General features: G+C 37.1%; 18 protein-coding genes. 6 read left to right on the plus strand and 12 right to left on the minus strand.

Annotated elements, in window-relative coordinates; translation table 11 throughout:
• Window positions 1-91 precede the first annotated feature (91 nt).
• Together ACYUCW_RS11600 and ACYUCW_RS11605 are read right to left on the minus strand one after the other, a co-directional pair.
• Window positions 92-952, minus strand: a complete 861-nt coding sequence (locus ACYUCW_RS11600) for an SIS domain-containing protein (RefSeq protein WP_285218959.1) — start codon at window positions 950-952, stop codon at window positions 92-94.
• A gap of 711 nt (window positions 953-1,663) precedes the next feature.
• Window positions 1,664-2,269 carry a LysE family translocator gene (locus tag ACYUCW_RS11605; protein WP_004249109.1) on the minus strand — a complete coding sequence of 202 codons (606 nt, stop codon included), beginning with the start codon at window positions 2,267-2,269 and terminating at the stop codon, window positions 1,664-1,666.
• A gap of 99 nt (window positions 2,270-2,368) precedes the next feature.
• Between ACYUCW_RS11605 and ACYUCW_RS11610 the strand changes: the two genes are divergently transcribed.
• The 3 genes from ACYUCW_RS11610 (at window position 2,369) to ACYUCW_RS11620 (ending at window position 4,510) form a co-directional block, all read left to right on the plus strand.
• On the plus strand, window positions 2,369-3,349 hold the full coding sequence (locus ACYUCW_RS11610; protein ID WP_004246877.1) for a hydrolase: 981 nt from the start codon (window positions 2,369-2,371) through the stop codon (window positions 3,347-3,349).
• Entirely contained in the window at window positions 3,346-3,567 is a 222-nt protein-coding gene (locus tag ACYUCW_RS11615; RefSeq protein WP_004246876.1) for a YheU family protein, read from the plus strand. The genes ACYUCW_RS11610 and ACYUCW_RS11615 overlap by 4 nt, the downstream gene beginning before the upstream one ends.
• A 73-nt stretch (window positions 3,568-3,640) precedes the next feature.
• Window positions 3,641-4,510, plus strand: a complete 870-nt coding sequence (locus tag ACYUCW_RS11620; RefSeq protein WP_163748103.1) for a phosphoribulokinase — start codon at window positions 3,641-3,643, stop codon at window positions 4,508-4,510.
• 88 nt (window positions 4,511-4,598) lie between these two features.
• Here ACYUCW_RS11620 and ACYUCW_RS11625 read toward each other — a convergent pair whose 3' ends face one another.
• Complete coding sequence (locus ACYUCW_RS11625; RefSeq protein ID WP_460408640.1) at window positions 4,599-5,006, minus strand: OsmC family protein; 408 nt, start codon at window positions 5,004-5,006, stop codon at window positions 4,599-4,601.
• A 312-nt stretch (window positions 5,007-5,318) separates the two neighbouring features.
• On the opposite strand from ACYUCW_RS11625, the gene crp reads away from it, so the two are divergent.
• Window positions 5,319-5,951 (plus strand): cAMP-activated global transcriptional regulator CRP, encoded by a 633-nt coding sequence (gene crp / locus ACYUCW_RS11630; RefSeq protein WP_460408641.1) that lies wholly within the window; start codon window positions 5,319-5,321, stop codon window positions 5,949-5,951.
• An 87-nt stretch (window positions 5,952-6,038) separates the two neighbouring features.
• Here the strand turns inward: crp and ACYUCW_RS11635 are convergent, their stop codons facing one another.
• From ACYUCW_RS11635 to ppiA, 3 genes are all read right to left on the minus strand, one after another.
• Window positions 6,039-7,256: an aspartate aminotransferase family protein gene (locus ACYUCW_RS11635; RefSeq protein WP_004249107.1), complete on the minus strand. Its 1,218-nt coding sequence runs from the start codon at window positions 7,254-7,256 to the stop codon at window positions 6,039-6,041.
• 117 nt (window positions 7,257-7,373) lie between these two features.
• Entirely contained in the window at window positions 7,374-7,949 is a 576-nt protein-coding gene (locus ACYUCW_RS11640) for an aminodeoxychorismate synthase component II (RefSeq protein ID WP_004246870.1), read from the minus strand.
• Between the two features lie 372 nt (window positions 7,950-8,321).
• The gene (gene ppiA / locus ACYUCW_RS11645; protein WP_004246869.1) at window positions 8,322-8,894 is read right to left on the minus strand and encodes a peptidylprolyl isomerase A; all 573 of its coding nucleotides are present in this window, start codon (window positions 8,892-8,894) and stop codon (window positions 8,322-8,324) included.
• A 274-nt stretch (window positions 8,895-9,168) separates the two neighbouring features.
• Here ppiA and yihA point away from each other — a divergent pair, with 274 nt between their 5' ends.
• The gene (yihA, locus tag ACYUCW_RS11650) at window positions 9,169-9,792 is read left to right on the plus strand and encodes a ribosome biogenesis GTP-binding protein YihA/YsxC (RefSeq protein WP_004249106.1); all 624 of its coding nucleotides are present in this window, start codon (window positions 9,169-9,171) and stop codon (window positions 9,790-9,792) included.
• Window positions 9,793-9,916: 124 nt separating this feature from the next.
• On the opposite strand, the gene spfP is transcribed toward yihA, so the two are convergent.
• Window positions 9,917-9,964 (minus strand): small protein SpfP, encoded by a 48-nt coding sequence (gene spfP, locus ACYUCW_RS11655; protein WP_438361642.1) that lies wholly within the window; start codon window positions 9,962-9,964, stop codon window positions 9,917-9,919.
• A gap of 286 nt (window positions 9,965-10,250) precedes the next feature.
• Here spfP and def point away from each other — a divergent pair, with 286 nt between their 5' ends.
• Window positions 10,251-10,769, plus strand: coding sequence for a peptide deformylase (gene def, locus ACYUCW_RS11660; RefSeq protein WP_004246867.1), 519 nt, complete (start codon window positions 10,251-10,253; stop codon window positions 10,767-10,769).
• Between the two features lie 223 nt (window positions 10,770-10,992).
• Here the strand turns inward: def and polA are convergent, their stop codons facing one another.
• From polA to ACYUCW_RS11685, 5 genes are all read right to left on the minus strand, one after another.
• Complete coding sequence (gene polA, locus ACYUCW_RS11665; RefSeq protein ID WP_460408643.1) at window positions 10,993-13,791, minus strand: DNA polymerase I; 2,799 nt, start codon at window positions 13,789-13,791, stop codon at window positions 10,993-10,995.
• A gap of 323 nt (window positions 13,792-14,114) precedes the next feature.
• On the minus strand, window positions 14,115-14,513 hold the full coding sequence (locus tag ACYUCW_RS11670) for a SemiSWEET family transporter (RefSeq protein WP_163748105.1): 399 nt from the start codon (window positions 14,511-14,513) through the stop codon (window positions 14,115-14,117).
• 680 nt (window positions 14,514-15,193) lie between these two features.
• On the minus strand, window positions 15,194-15,817 hold the full coding sequence (gene dsbA / locus ACYUCW_RS11675; protein ID WP_004246863.1) for a thiol:disulfide interchange protein DsbA: 624 nt from the start codon (window positions 15,815-15,817) through the stop codon (window positions 15,194-15,196).
• 20 nt (window positions 15,818-15,837) lie between these two features.
• Entirely contained in the window at window positions 15,838-16,833 is a 996-nt protein-coding gene (locus ACYUCW_RS11680; protein WP_004246862.1) for a serine/threonine protein kinase, read from the minus strand.
• A gap of 14 nt (window positions 16,834-16,847) precedes the next feature.
• Window positions 16,848-17,117 (minus strand): YihD family protein, encoded by a 270-nt coding sequence (locus ACYUCW_RS11685; protein ID WP_004246861.1) that lies wholly within the window; start codon window positions 17,115-17,117, stop codon window positions 16,848-16,850.
• Window positions 17,118-17,216 lie beyond the last annotated feature (99 nt).

A 17,216-nucleotide genomic window follows, 5' to 3' on the forward strand; every position in this document is an offset into this window, starting at 1 on the left:
AACTAACGTTTCGGCTACAAAGAGAATAACTTTAGAAATAAGTGTAAATATTAACTTTTAAATATTAAAAATTTGAATCAGTTCAAATAAATTAATCATCCAGACTATTAATTAGTGCTTGAGAGCTTAATACTAAAGCCTTCGCATTTTCATCACGCTTCTTTAATAATGCCATAAAGATAAGATCGGTAATGGTGTTTTGTGCAGTGCGAGAAGAAATAGCAGCACTACGCCACTCACCTTCATCAGCAATAGTTTCTAATATATAATCGGCCATCAGACCTAGTGGTGAATGTTTTTCTCCTGTGATCGCTATAATTTTAGCACCTTGTTTTTTAGCCACAGATGCAGCGACCAGCATATCTTTTCTTTTGCCACTGTAAGAGATCACAATTTGTAAATCCCGAGGGCTTAACATCTGAGCAACAGAAATTTGTACATGGTGATCAGTTTCAATTAAAGTCGTAATACCTATTTTCTGTAATTTATAACTTAAATCTCTGGCAACTAAACCTGATCCACCAATACCTATAATTTGTACCCGAGAGGCGTCATCAATCTGTTGGATCACTTGTTCAAACTGGTGATAATTAATTTGACGTGTGGTATCCCGAATTAAATTATTTTTTTCTTGTGCTAATTTCTGCGCAATAACAACCAGGCTATCCTCTGAATCTATTTGGTTATGTAATATGCTGGAATTTTTTTCTGAATTAGCATTTTTTCGGCCTAAATCTTCACTGATAGCCAGCTTTAAAGAAGGAAATCCTTTAAATCCTATCTTTTGACTAAATTTCACTATTGCTGATTGGCTGACTCCCATAATTTCGGCTAATTGCTGTGATGATAAAGTCACGATTTTTTCAGGGTGTTCTAAAATATAATCCGCTATTTTACGTTGATTTGTCGCCATCCCTGGTTTTATCCACGCTATCTTCGTTAATGTAGGCATAATGACATAATCCACTTAAATTATACTATTTTTATAATGATTTAATTATTAACAAATTTAATTGTATTAAATAATTAATTATTGATGGTAAAGTGAATAAAAAACATCATCTACTCAATAGAAAATGTTAATAATATTAACAATACCTTTATAATAATTCTGTTTATGATTTTATCTAAAATTTTACGTATAAGCACATCTATTTTTAAACAAATTATAAATAATGCTTAAATTTTTTTAGTTTTTTGAAATAATTTATTCCTTAATATCACTGCAGATAAAACTCCATTAAATATCAATATATAGCATAATAATAAAATTTTATCCCATTGATAAATAATCATAAAATTAATGTTAATAAAAATAAACAACCAATAAACACTCAACAACTATGGTCAATCAAACGGAATAAATAATTCCTTGTCACAGCTACGATTAAAATTAAAGATAAAATAATCAAGAAATACACAAAACAACACTTTAATCATACTTAATATTATTAATAGATAATCATCAACAACGGTAATAAATAATTATGTGTAATGTGTGATTAAATAACATATTTGGGTATAATAATAATCGTAGAAAATGACTCAACATAGCTAAATTAGCTAATTAAACGCAATACAACAAAACAAGAGACTAACTAAACTAAAAAAAATATTATTTACAACAATAAAAAGAAATTAAATCATTTATTTTAGTCTATATTTATTCAATCCAAATCAATGGAATACACATGGCGGTTAATATCCCCATTATAATATTAAATAAGAACCATGCTCGTCTGCTTTGTAAAAAACGACTGATAAATGTTCCACCTAAAATCCATACCATACCAGCGATAAAATTAACCAACAACATCACAACACTAATCACACCAATCGATCCCAAATAACCATCACCGGCTAAACTAAAACTTCCTACGGCGCCTAGCCCCATCATCCAAGCTTTTGGATTTAAAAATTGCAATAATCCACCTTGAAACGCCGTCACTGTTTGGGGCACTTTACTTGAAATATCTAATCGTTGATAAGAAGCGGTTGCTGTTTTCCAAGCTAACCAACAAAGATAAATGCTACCAATAATCTTTAAACCGATATGCAATGCAGGATAAATAATCAATAATGTCGCAATACCAAACGCAGAGCTAAGTAATACACATTGCATTCCGACGATAATGCCTGCCATCAACGTTAAAGAGCGTTTTAAACCAACATGAGCCCCCGAAGAGGTTAATAGTAAATTATTAGGTCCGGGCGTAATGGCTGCAATAAAAAGGAAAACGCTCAACGAAACAACTAGGCTATTTGTCATAGTGAAATGCTCAAAGATGTGACAGATGTTTTATTTTCACCGAAAATAGCAGTATGTTATTTAGCAAACAAGCATTAATTCATTTTAATAAACGGAACTATGTCTCAATATTTTGATCCAATACCTTGGGCTAAGAATCCCCATTTACAGACACTTTTGCCTCGAATAGTGCGAAGAACGCCGCTATTAACGCCTTATTGGCAACGGCTTAATTTGCCTGATAATGATTTTGTCGACTTAGCATGGAGTGAAGAACCCAAAACAGCGCAACATAAGCCCCGTTTAGTTATCTTTCATGGTTTGGAAGGTAACTTTAATAGCCCTTATGTTCACGGCATGCTAGCCGCGGCGAAAGCGCGAGGATGGCTAGGTGTTGTCATGCATTTTCGAGGCTGCAGTGGCGAACCCAATCGGCAAAAACGTATTTATCATTCTGGTGAAACAGAAGATGCCCGCTATTTTCTGAATTGGTTAAAAGAGCAATTTGGCGAACAACCAACCGCAGCGGTAGGTTACTCTTTAGGAGGCAATATGCTGGCCTATTATCTTGCCGAAAGTGGTGAAAATGCGGTATTAGATGCTGCTGTTATAGTGTCAGCACCTTTGATGTTAGAACCTTGCTCAACCAAAATAGAGCGAGGATTTTCGCGCTTCTATCAATGGTATTTACTGAAAGGGTTAAAACGCAATGCAACTCGCAAATTGATCCGCTATCCCCAATCGTTACCTATTAGTCTATTAACCATTAAATCCATTAAAAAGTTACGTCAATTTGATGATCTGATCACGGCAAAAATTCACGGTTTCAAAGACGCCCTTGATTATTATCGTCAATGTAGCGCTCTCCCTTTACTCAATCAGATCAAAAAAAATACACTTATCATTCACGCCAAAGATGATCCCTTTATGTCTACAGAAGTGATACCTGATATCACAACATTACCCAAAAATATTGAATACCAATTAACAGAATTTGGTGGGCATGTAGGTTTTGTTAGTGGAAAACTCTCTAAGCCTGTAATGTGGCTTGAAAAACGTATCCCCGACTGGCTATCAACCTATTTGGAGAAAGTAAAATGATCATCCCTTGGCAAGAACTATCAACCGAAACGCTAGATAACTTGATTGAAAGTTTCGTTTTACGAGAAGGGACTGATTATGGTATGCAAGAGAAAACGCTTGAACAAAAAGTTGCCGACGTAAAAAAACAACTCGTCTCGGGTGAGGCCGTGTTAGTGTGGTCTGAGCTTCATGAAAGCGTCAACATTATGCCAGCTGCACAGTTTCGCCCTGATTGATCTTACCTAAGTTGGCACTATCACATCACATTTAACAATAAGGTATAGCCCTTATTTTGAAAAGGAACATGATATGTCAATCAAACACCCTATTATTGCTGTTACTGGTTCAAGTGGTGCAGGTACTACTACAACCAGCCAAGCTTTTCGTAAAATATTTCAGCAACTCAACGCCCATGCAGCCTCTATTGAAGGGGATAGTTTTCACCGTTATACACGCCCTGAAATGGATATGACCATTAGAAAAGCGAAAGAGCAAGGACGGCATATCAGCTATTTTGGCCCTGAAGCCAATGACTTTAATTTATTAAGTTCAACCCTAAGTCACTATAGCCAAACAGGGCAAGGGCAATTTCGCAAATATCTTCATTCTTATGATGAAGCAACCCCTTATAACCAATTACCCGGGACATTTACACCTTGGGAAGCATTGCCAGAAAAAACAGATATTTTATTTTATGAGGGATTGCATGGTGGAGTCGTTACCGATCAACATAATGTCGCTCAACACGTTGACCTATTAGTCGGTGTTGTGCCTATTGTTAACCTTGAATGGATACAAAAATTAATTAGAGACACCACAGAGCGCGGGCACTCTCAAGAAGCGGTGAGAGATTCTGTGGTACGTTCGATGGATGATTATATCAGTTACATCATTCCACAGTTTTCTCGTACTCATATCAATTTCCAACGCGTTCCTACGGTGGATACCTCTAATCCCTTCTCAGCTAAAGCTATTCCAACACTGGATGAAAGTTTTATTGTTATTCGCTTTCGTGGCTTAACCGATATCGATTTCCCTTATCTATTGGCAATGTTGCATGGTTCATTTATGTCGACTATCAATACTATTGTTGTTCCAGGAGGGAAATTAGGCTTAGCGATGGAATTAATCATGGCACCACTGGTGAAGAAATTATTGAATGGTGAAAAAATTAGCTAAAATAGATATGTTATTTTTGACGAAAATAATATCCCCGTATTTTAGGGATATTATTTTATATATTAAAATTTATTTTAAAATATCAAATTTATTCAGGATCTTTAATTTCAAAAGAGTGCGTAATATTGGCCGCTTTTCCTAACATTAAAGAAACAGAGCAATATTTTTCTGCTGATAATTGTACAGCTCGCTCAACAATTTTATCTGTCAACGCTTTGCCGGAAACAATGAAATGTAAATTAATATCAGTAAATAAACGAGGTGCCTCTTCACGACGCTTTGATGTTAATTTTACCTCACATTCAATGACTTGGTGGCGACCTTTACGTAAGATACTCACCACATCAATAGCACTACAACCACCCGCAGCAATTAATACCATTTCCATCGGACTAGGCACTTTATCACCTGAATTACCATCCATCATAACTTGATGGCCGGAAGATGATTCGCCAACAAAAGATAAATCTTCAACCCATTTAACACGTGCTTCCATTTTATTTTTCCCCTAAATACAACTAAGACTAAAAGAGTACATTCTCATAATTCAACTAGCAATTAGCAAATAGGTTTATTATGCTGACTGCGTAAAACGAGACTTAATGCGTTAACTGTGTTAAAAACAATATCTGCTTGATGATAGTGGTTAAGATCAATGCATTATTTTCTCATTTATTATAATCTATTCCTTATTAACTTTCCGAATTCTCAGGAAGTTAATCGGTAAAGATAGGATTTTAAGCACGCTGTATCAAAAGGGTGTCAATCCGTTTTGAAAGGCTGCATTAACGTACAGAGGATAACGCGAATGGTTCTCGGCAAGCCGCAAACAGACCCGACTCTTAAATGGTTTTTGTCACACTGCCATATTCACAAATATCCATCCAAGAGCACGCTGATCCACCAAGGTGAAAAAGCGGAAACACTTTATTATATTGTTAAAGGTTCCGTGGCTGTTCTTATTAAAGATGAAGAAGGAAAAGAGATGATCCTTTCCTACCTAAACCAAGGTGACTTCATCGGTGAACTTGGATTATTTGAAGAAGATCAAGAACGTAGTGCATGGGTTAGAGCAAAAACAGCCTGTGAAGTAGCAGAAATTTCCTATAAAAAATTCCGCCAATTAATTCAGGTCAATCCTGACATTCTGATGCGCCTTTCCGCTCAAATGGCGAATAGATTACAAACCACATCAGAAAAAGTAGGTAACCTTGCTTTCCTTGATGTAACAGGTCGTATTGCACAAACTTTATTAAATTTAGCTAAACAACCTGATGCAATGACGCATCCTGATGGCATGCAAATTAAAATTACACGTCAGGAAATCGGTCAAATTGTAGGTTGTTCACGTGAAACTGTAGGCCGTATTTTAAAAATGCTGGAAGATCAAAACCTCATTTCAGCACACGGTAAAACTATCGTTGTTTACGGTACTCGTTAAGTTGCATTGAAAACAGCCCATTTAACTGATGGACAGTGATTATTTTGTATGAAGCCCCATCGCAATGATGGGGTTTTACATTTGAATTCACTCTGCTTTTACAAACTCATCAAGCGCTTTTCGTAACGCATTCATGCCCTCTTGTAACTCTTCGAGGGTAATAATCAACGCTGGCGTAAAGCGTATTACATCAGCCCCGGCATTTAACATCATTAAGCCATGCTTAGAGGCCAGTGCAAGTAACTCTTTTGCTTTACCTGCATACAGTGGTGCTAACTGCGCGCCAATTAATAAGCCTTGTCCACGAATTTGAGAAAACACAGCATAAGTTTGGTTTATCGCCTGCAATTCATCCACTATCCAACGATGACGCTCACTGACACCTTCTAATACCGCCTGAGTGTTGATTAAATCAAAAGCAGCATTGCCTACTGCACAGGCTAATGGGTTCCCCCCATAAGTCGTACCATGTGTTCCTACCCCCATTACCGAAGCGATATCCTCGGTGGTTAACATCGCACTGAGAGGAAAACCACTACCTAATGCTTTGGCACTGGTAATAATATCGGGCTGTATATCATAGTGCATATAAGCAAATAGTTTGCCGGTTCGCCCCATACCCGTTTGTACTTCATCAAGAATTAATAGCGCTTGATGCTTATCACATAGTGTACGTAAGCCATGCATAAACTCCGCTGTCGCCGGTGTCACTCCGCCCTCACCTTGGATAGGCTCCAGTATTACGGCACAAGTATGAGAGTCAATCACGGCTTTTACAGCATCAAGAGAGTTAAAAGGGACATGTATAATATCCGCAGGTTTAGGACCAAAACCATCCGCATATTTAGGTTGTCCCCCAACAGAGACTGTAAAAAATGTTCTACCATGAAAGGCGTGGTGGAAGGCAATTATCTTCGTTTTATAAGGATTATGACGGGTAATAGCGTAATGTCGTGCTAATTTAAGTGCGGCTTCATTCGCTTCTGCCCCAGAATTGGCAAAAAAGACACGCTCAGCAAAAGTATGTTGGATTAATTTCTGAGCTAAACATAATGCTGGCTCATTAGTAAACACATTACTTACATGCCAAAGCTTCTCACTTTGCTCTTGCAGTGCTTTATTCAATAGTGGATGCGCATGCCCAAGCGCTAGAACAGCAATACCACCAGCAAAATCAATATAGGATTTTCCCTGTTGATCCCAAACACGGCTACCTTGCCCTTTAACAGGAATAAAATCTGCTGGTGAATAAATTGGCAACATTACCTGATCGTAAGTTGCCCTATTAATACGTTGATTTATCATTACCCCACCTGACCGACATTTAGCTATACAATGAAAATATAATCACTAAATATGAATAAAAAATCAAATAAGGTTTGATATAAAAGTGGATAATGACGCTAAATTTTCATTATCCAATTAATATTTAAGAAAATTATTTAATAACTCATGCCCTTGTTCACTCAGAATACTTTCAGGATGAAATTGCACACCTTCAATGGGTAAAGTACGATGACGTATCCCCATAATTTCATCAACATTCCCGTCATGTTGGCTCCATGCTGTAACCTCAAAAGGGACAGGCAAGGTTGTCGCATCAATCACTAAAGAGTGATAACGGGTAACGCTTAAAGGTCGATTAAGCCCTTTAAACACCCCTTGCTGATTATGGTGTATTAATGAATTTTTGCCATGCATCACTTCACGGGCTCTGATAACGGATGCACCAAAAGCTTGCCCAATCGCCTGATGACCAAGGCAAACACCTAAAATAGGTATTTCCCCGGCAAATCGCTGTATCGCCTCAAGAGAGATCCCTGCTTCATCTGGCGTGCAAGGTCCCGGAGAGATAACAAGATGTGATGGCATCATCTTTTCTATCTCTTTAAGCCCAATCTCATCATTACGTTTAACAACAACCTCCGCCCCCAGTTCACAAAAATACTGGTAAAGGTTGTAGGTAAACGAGTCGTAATTATCAATAAGTAACAGCATATTAGCTTATCCGACTGATTTTATTATCATTATCTGTTTTAATGCTATTTTGAAACCGTTATATCCCTGACAAAATAGCTCGTTATTCAACCGACCTGGATACAACGAAGCCGATTATCATAGCACAGGTGTAAAATATAAATAGTAAGTAAGAAAAGCTGTTGATTTATTGCGCAATAACAATAATGACGGTGATTATTCATCAATTAAGAGATAAATAAAGCAAACAAGCGCGGTACTAGAAGATCATATGTCAAAAACAAAGATCAGAAATAATTTTTTTGATCGACAATATCCAGAATGTGAGAACGCATTCTGGATATCTGTTCATTGACTGACTTAGGCTAGAGAAGTGTCTAACCTAATCACCCATTATTCTTTAACCACCTCAGCGGATAAAATCGTCACGGTTTTAACGGGTACATTTTGGTAAGGACCAATATTGCGGGTTTGCACTTGTGAAATTTTATCGACAACATCCATGCCTTTCACTACTTTACCAAACACCGCATAACCAAAATCACGTTGACCGTGATCTAAAAAGGCATTATCAGCAACATTAATAAAGAATTGGCTTGTGGCACTGTCTTTATCTGATGTACGAGCCATTGCAATGGTGCCTTTTAAGTTACGTAAGCCATTATCAGCCTCATTCTTAATCGGCTCTCGTGTCTGCTTTTGTTGCAAATCTGCCGTAAATCCCCCACCTTGGATCATAAATCCGGGGATCACTCGATGAAAAGTGGTCCCGTTATAGTAACCATCTTCGACATACTGAATAAAATTTTTCGTTGTGATAGGGGCTTTTTTATTATCCAGTGACAGTTCAATATTGCCTTCAGATGTGACTAATTTAACAAAGGTCTCTCCCGTTGCAGCCATTGCAAGGCTTGTTGTTGTCAAGGTGCAAGCGGTAACGAGAGTGACAAAAAAACGTTTTAACATGCAGGGATCCTTTACTTTAATAGTCTACAACTTACTTAATATGCAGCGATTTTAATTCGCTGGGGCAAATAGTGCCAATCATTTACCTTTATTTACGCACAATAAACGCATTTACATCATAACAGGGTAAATTTTCATGTTTAATTACTGTTATAAGTCGCTAAATTACGCCAAAATAGAGGGAATAGTTAATTAATCGATTTTCGATTCTCTATGCAAAACTCATCTTAGTATGCATGAGGAAGCGCATTATTTCAGAGAGGCTTATACCATAATGACCCAATTTAATTACCAAAAAGCACATTTCATTATCAGTGCACCTGATATCCGCCATTTACCACCAGATACAGGAATTGAAATTGCCTTTGCGGGTCGTTCTAATGCGGGTAAATCCAGTGCATTAAATGCACTAACGCAACAAAATGGATTGGCAAGAACCAGTAAAACACCCGGTCGTACTCAACTTATCAATCTGTTTCAAATTGAGGAAGGACGACGTTTAGTCGATTTACCTGGCTACGGATATGCTCAAGTCCCCGAAGAGATGAAACGCAAATGGCAACGCTCTTTAGGTGAATACCTGCAAAAAAGAGAGTGCTTAAAAGGAGTTGTTATTTTAATGGATATCCGTCATCCATTAAAAGATCTCGATATGCAGATGATTGATTGGGCGGTGGATTCAGAGCTTCCGACTCTCGTCTTGCTCACTAAAGCGGATAAATTAGCATCAGGGGCACGTAAAAAGCAGTTAATGGCGGTACAAAATGCACTGTCAGAAAAATCAGGTGATATACGTGTTGAATGTTTTTCTTCTTTGAAAAAAATAGGCATTGATAAATTACGTAATACGTTAAATGAGTGGTTTACTGATACTAACGAACCAGAGACAGAAGCTTAACTCACTATCCGCTTTATTAGGGGAAAATATGGCTTCCCCTTCCATTCTTAGCATTAATCACTCGTGCAAATTTTAGATAAAAAAATGCCCCAGTCGAAATAAAGTCGACTGGGGCAGCTAATATTCAGCTAAATCCGATTACGTGAAGTAAAAGGTCTGAAAGATAGAACATCTTACCTCTGTACCCTACAAGAGATAATGTACTCTATTTTTTTGGCTAATAAAAGCCCTTTTGTAATTTTTTTTCACATGCAAACACGATTCAGCTTGATGTTTATGTATTCAAACGCTCAATAAATGTAGTTTAATTACATATTTATGAGATCTAAATCACCTGTAAAAAGTGCTTAAAAATAAAACAAATCACACAAAATGTGCGGTTTATACAGACTAATTTTGTGATAGGCTTATCGCGAGACCGTAATAAATTTGTAAATTAGCGATAAAATGAGGTATTCATGGCTGTATTAACGCTACTGCATTTTCCTGATGAGCGACTACGCAAAGTTGCTACACCTGTGGAAAAAGTAGATGACGAAATACGCACATTAATCGATGACATGATTGAAACCATGTACGCAGAAAGAGGAATTGGCTTAGCGGCTCCTCAGGTTAATGTCTCTAAACGTATTGTCGTTATTGATGTTTCTGAAAATAGAGATCAACCCATTGCTCTTATTAACCCAGAAATTATCAGTACTGAAGATGAAATAATGGATATGATGGATGGTTGTCTTTCTATCCCAGACTCTTTTGCTCCCACACAACGCTTTCGCTACTTAAAAGTCAAAGCACTAGATAGAAATGGTGATGAAATCGAGCTAGAAGCAGCCGATCTCTTTGCTGGCTGTATTCAACATGAGCTAGATCACCTCAATGGTAAACTATTTATAGACCATTTATCGCCGTTAAAACGTCAACGTATCGAGAAAAAACAGAAAAAATTAAGCAAACTCAACAGCACCCAAGTTGCTTAATGGAATGTATTTAACTTTTGATATTGTTAATACTAATGACTTTTATAGTGTAAGCTCAGTCAAACAACTGGGCTTTTTATTTTTTATCCCCCCACACTTCCTATTGTTCCCCTTCCCTAGCTTTAAATATAGCAAAGCGGGAAAACCTTATGGCTATCCCGCTTAAATTCATCAGTTAAAAAACCATTCTGATATCTATTATAAACAAAGTGTTATCTCGTCATTAATGGGCTTCATCCCAGTTATTACCGACTCCGACTTCGACCTTCAGTGGAATAGCAAGCTCCATGCTACTTTCCATGAGCTTATGGATCATCGCATTTGCTTTTTCTAAATATGACTCTCGTACCTCAAACACTAATTCATCGTGTACCTGCATAATCATATGTACATCATCAGGGCATTCATGACAGATCCAATTATCCACCGCAATCATTGCTTTTTTAATGATATCGGCTGCCGTTCCCTGCATAGGTGCGTTAATCGCTTCACGCTCTGATGCTTTACGTCGGATCGCATTTTTAGAGTTAATCTCTGGCAGATATAAACGGCGTCCATCTAACGTTTCCACATAGCCTTGCTGTGACGCTTGTTTACGGGTACGCTCCATATAATCTAATACCCCTGGATAACGTTCAAAATAGAGATCCATATATCGCTGTGCTTCTTTTCGTTCAACACCAATTTGTTGAGATAAACCAAAAGCACTCATCCCATAAATCAGACCAAAATTAATTGCTTTAGCGCTACGGCGTTGCTCAGCGGTGACTTCGTCTAAAGGTATACCAAACACTTCAGATGCAGTAGCTCGGTGAATATCTTTCCCTTGAGCAAAAGCATCAAGCAAACCTTTATCTTGCGATAAATGCGCCATAATACGTAATTCGATTTGAGAATAGTCGACAGCAACTATTTTAAAACCATCACGGGCAATAAACGCTTGGCGAATACGACGCCCCTCTTCATTTCTTACTGGAATATTTTGCAGATTAGGATCACGAGAAGATAAACGTCCTGTCGCAGTCACCGCCTGATGATATGAAGTATGCACCCGCTTAGTTTTACTATTGACCATCAACGGCAATTTATCCGTATAAGTCGATTTTAATTTTGCCAATCCACGATGTTCTAAAATTAAACGAGGTAACTCATGACTATGCGCTAACGCTTCTAACACTTCTTCATTTGTTGAAGGAGCACCTTTTGGTGTTTTCTTGATAATAGGAAGATTGAGTTTTTCAAATAAAATCTCTTGTAATTGCTTAGGTGAAGAGAGATTAAATTCTTGCCCTGCTAACGCGAATGTCTCTTTTTCAATCTCAGCTAAACGTTGAGTGATTTCTTGGGATTGCATGGCAAGCACTTGTGCGTCAATCAATACGCCCTTACGCTCCATGCGTGAAAGCACAGGGACTAATGGCATCTCAATATCGTGATAAACGTGTTTTAGCGGTGCAATCGCCTCTATTTGAGGATAAAGCGCTTGATGCAGTAACAAGGTAATGTCAGCATCTTCCGCTGCATATAAGGTCGCTTGTTCAACCTCAATCTGATTAAAGGTAAGTTGCCCCTTACCTTTACCAGCAATCTCTTCAAATGTCGTCGTTTTATGATTTAAATGCTTTTCCGCTAAGGTATCCATATCATGGCGGCTACTCACACTATTTAAGACATAAGACTCCAACATGGTATCAAAATAAATACCGTTTAATTCGATGCCTTCATTTTCCATAATGCCGCGGTCGAATTTCAGGTTTTGCCCAATTTTTAAGATGGTTTTATCTTCTAAAATCGGTTTTAAAGCAGTTAGTACCTCATCAACAGGTAATTGCTCTGGTGCATCTAGATAATCATGACGCAATGGAATATAAGCGGCCTTGCCTGGCTCTACCGCAAATGACAGACCGATTAAACGTGCATCAATATTATTCAAGCTATCTGTTTCAGTATCAAAAGCAAAAGCGGGCGCTTTTTTCAGTACCTCAACCCAGCGCATTAAGCTTTCATGAGTCAATATAGACTCATAGTTCTCTTGAGAGATAACCGGGAAATTGTCTGCAGCTGGCTGCTCTTTGGGTGTTGCGACTTCTGCACTATAGGGGACTGGCGCTTTACGGCTACTGCGTTGAGCTAACCAACCACCATTTTGTAAGTCACTTATCCAGCGTTTAAATTCATAACGCGTAAACATTTCAAGTAACTTATCTAAATTAGGTTCATTAACCACTAAGTCATCAAAGGTTTTATCAAGCGCTACATCTGTTTTAATTGTCGCTAATTGATAAGAAAGTTTGGCAACTTTCTCATGTTCAACCATTTTAGCGCCAAGTGTTTTCGCACCTCGGAAACTCAATGTGGCTATTTTATCAAGCTGTTGATAAATATCCTCTAAGCTACCAAGTCCTTGCAATAGCCCTAATGCTGTTTTTTCACCCACCCCTGGAACACCGGGAATATTATCTGATGAGTCACCCATCAGGGCGAGAAAGTCGATAATCAACTCCGGTGGCACCCCATATTTTTCTTTAACTTCATCGGGGCCTAAAATAACATTCGTCATCGTGTTGATAAGTGTGATATTGGGCGTAACTAGCTGTGCCATATCTTTATCACCGGTACTGATTAACACATTACGACCATCACTGGCTGCTTTTAATGCCAATGTGCCAATCACATCATCAGCTTCGACGCCAGTAATAGAAAGTAACGGTAAGCCCATCGCTTGAACCATTTCATGCAAAGGCTCAATCTGCTCACGCAGATCATCTGGCATTGGTGGGCGATTAGATTTATATTCCTCATACAACTCATCACGGAATGTTTTGCCTTTAGCATCAAACACAACCGCCACATGACTAGGCTTATACTGAATTATTAGGCTGCGTAGCATGTTTAACACACCATACATCGCCCCTGTGGGTTCTCCTTTGCTATTAGTTAGCGGAGGAAAAGCATGATAGGCACGATAAAGGTATGAAGAGCCATCTACAAGGATAAAGGGGTTTTCTGCTATCTGGACCATAATCTGTTCATCATTGTTCTGAGGTTCATTGATATGACTAGAATGCCACATTGCAACGCAATAGACGAATATTACCTGAGATTATTGACAAACTTCTTATCACGATAGACAGATATAATTATCGGTTAGTCACCGACAATCATTGATTCGAATAAATCAAGCAGATCAATTTTATCTTAATAAAAAGACGATAAATATTATTCGTTTTTATACAAAATAATGACTAAAAATAATATAGAAACACCTCAATAATATATGGTTATTTATATTCTCTATATTATTTTTAATAAAATACGGTAATAAAACACGGTATAGTTAATTAATTAAATAATTGCAGTAAGGCAAGCAATAGTACCGAATAGAATACCGGGAGCATTAGCAATCGCAACGGGATATTCTTTACTTTTCACGCCATAATAAGTCCATAATAAACAGTTTATGGCTGCAACAAAAGGCTGGAATGGGCTAGTTTTAATGCCATTAAGATTGTCCATTATTTGTGGAATATAAGAGACATACATACCACAGGCAGTGACTGTTGCTATCCAACTGACTAATGTGACAATATTAATTTCATTTAGCGTGCCGAGTTTCTGTTTAATTTTCCTCATTAATTTATTTATTGGGTTATTCGCTAATCTAATTCCACGATAAGGAACAAGGCTTGTTGAGGTAGATTCATCGAGTAAAGTAAGATTTTCAGGATCTGTTTCGTTTTGCATCACGCCTCCTACTGTTATTTATCCAATATATAAGAATGAATTTTTTATATTGGATAATAAATATAACTATTACCAGTTCTAGCATAAGTAAAAGAATATTGTCAAATAAGCAAAATGGGAGAATAAAGCAGTTAAATTAAATGCTAAATAATCATTATTAACATAAAATCTACATTTTTCATTATTCTAAGAGGTTAGCTATTTAACATTTCCAAACACTAAGCAATTACACTTAGCAGCGAAAAATAATAAACTAAAATATAACAAGTTATTGCTTCTTTACCTAAAAAAATTAGCGCAACACAACCATAAACAAGGAACCAAAAGAGTCAGTTCGTTAATATTGATTTACAGTAATATTACAGACTATTTCCCTGACATTACATTGTTTGTGTTATTCATGAATATCCTGTGGATAACTCTGTGAGTATTTTTGTAACCCTATCTATATTAAGTGATTAAGTCTATTTTCACTTTATTAACATAATTAAAAAATCAATGACTTACGATGCATTACTAATTATATTGAATTAATTAGATATACATCAATTAATGTGGATAGTTATATTATGAAGGAAATATGAAGAATAAAAAAATGGCACTCACAAACAGTGGGTGCCATTTTTATCTAACATTGGTAGCTATTTCTACTTATCTATCAATTAGCAATAATTGATCAATTATTTTTTCATCAGTAATTGATTGACGACATCAGAATAAGCTTTTGCATACTCTTCTGGTGATTTAGCACTAATGCCATCATTTTTCATTTTATATTTACCATCAATAACCATTGCCGGTACACCATTAATTTGGAAATCAGTTACCGCATTTTGTTGTTGGCTTACCAATGAGTTAACCACAAAACTATTAATTGCTGCATCATAATCTTCCGCTTTTACCCCTGCATTAATAAAGGTAGTGCGAATATCATCAACAGAGCGAATAGATTGTGTTTCTTGTATTCCTTTAAATAAGGCTGGAGAGACTTGGTCTTCAACACCTAATGCAATAGCAACCGCCCATGCACGGGTCATCTCTTTACCTAACGGCCCTAAGAAGTCAACGTGGTAACGAGCCATTTTGGTGTTTTCTGGTACATTTTTTTCAACTGTGCTATTGACCTTATACACTTCAGAAAACTGATAGCAATGAGGGCAATAAAAAGAGAAAAATTCAACCACTTGTGGAGCACCTGCAACAGGCTTAGAAAGGTTTGTATACTGCTTACCTTCAGAAATATCGGCAGCTGAAACACCAAATGCTAACACCATACTTGCTAACGCCAGCCAAATTTTTTTCATTTCGTATTATCTCCTAAAAATTAATACATTGGGCTAAGTTGTAAAGGTGGCTCATTTAATTGCTCCACTTGCCCTTTAAATAAAGCGAGTTGTTTAAACCAAAAGTCTTGCTCTTGAAACCAAACAAAGGTTCTTGGAAAAGCAGGATCCTTCCAGCGCTTTAATACCCATGCGATATAATGCACCATTCTCATCGCACGTAGAGGTTCAATTAATGATAGTTCTCTCACATCAAAATCTTGATATTCATTATAAGACTCAAGCAATGTATCTAGCTGTATAAGCTGATCTTGCTTTGAGCCACTTAATAACATCCAAAAATCTTGAATTGCACTTCCCATACGAGAATCATCAAAATCAACCATAACGACTTCATCACGCCACAATATATTGCCGGGATGACAATCCCCATGTAGTCGTAATTTTTTCCATGTTGAGTCTGATAATTTAGGACTCACTTCATGAATAATTTTATCAATAGCATCAATAAATTGAGATTTTAATTGCGTTGGAACTAAATCACTTTGTTCAAATTCTAATTTTGGCGCGACCAAATAGTCCGCAACAGACAGTGTCGGCCGATATTGATAGCTCTTTTTTCTACCTATTTGGTGAATACGTCCTAATGTCCGCCCCACCTCTTCAAGCTGAAATAGATTATCAGTTTCATATGCTCTTCCCCCAATACTTGGGAATAATGCAAAATAAAACCCTTCATTAGAAAGATGAACTGTTTCGCCTTTTACCTCGATAGGCGCTGCGACAGAAACCTGTGCCTCTTTTAGCGCTAAAACAAATTCATGTTCTTCTTTTATTTGTGAATAGCTCCAACGTTGAGGACGATAAAATTTCACCACATAACGTTGTTTGTGCTCATCCATAAACTGAAAAACACGATTTTCGTAGCTGTTTAATTCCGTCAGCCCTGAATCAGGATAAAACCCAATATTAATTAGCGCATCCCAAATACTATCGGGAGACAATCCTTGAAAATTAAATGAGGCAGATATGGCCATGTCCTATCCTGAAATTAATCTTTAATCACACCGCGAGCACGTAAAATAGCTGTTTTGAAATCTTCTTCATAATCTTTCTTCAGCCCAGGAATAACATCTGTGGGTGCGGTATTGCGCATTTTTAGATGATAGATCAAAATATCATCAGTTAGATCAGCAAGTTGACCTTTAAAACCTGCTTCATCCGCCAGTTTCTGTAATAATTGAACTAAGTTTAAATCAGAATGCTCTTCCCATACTGGGTGCAATAATTCCATCACTTCATTAAGACGGTGACATTTCATACAAAAAATCCTTATTATTAAAATAACAACAAAGTACCAAGTATTCTCTAAGAGAAAAAGACAACCTCTGTCAATCTGCGTAAATATTACGCTTTTTTA

It is taken from the genome of Proteus sp. MB838 (assembly GCF_054767435.1).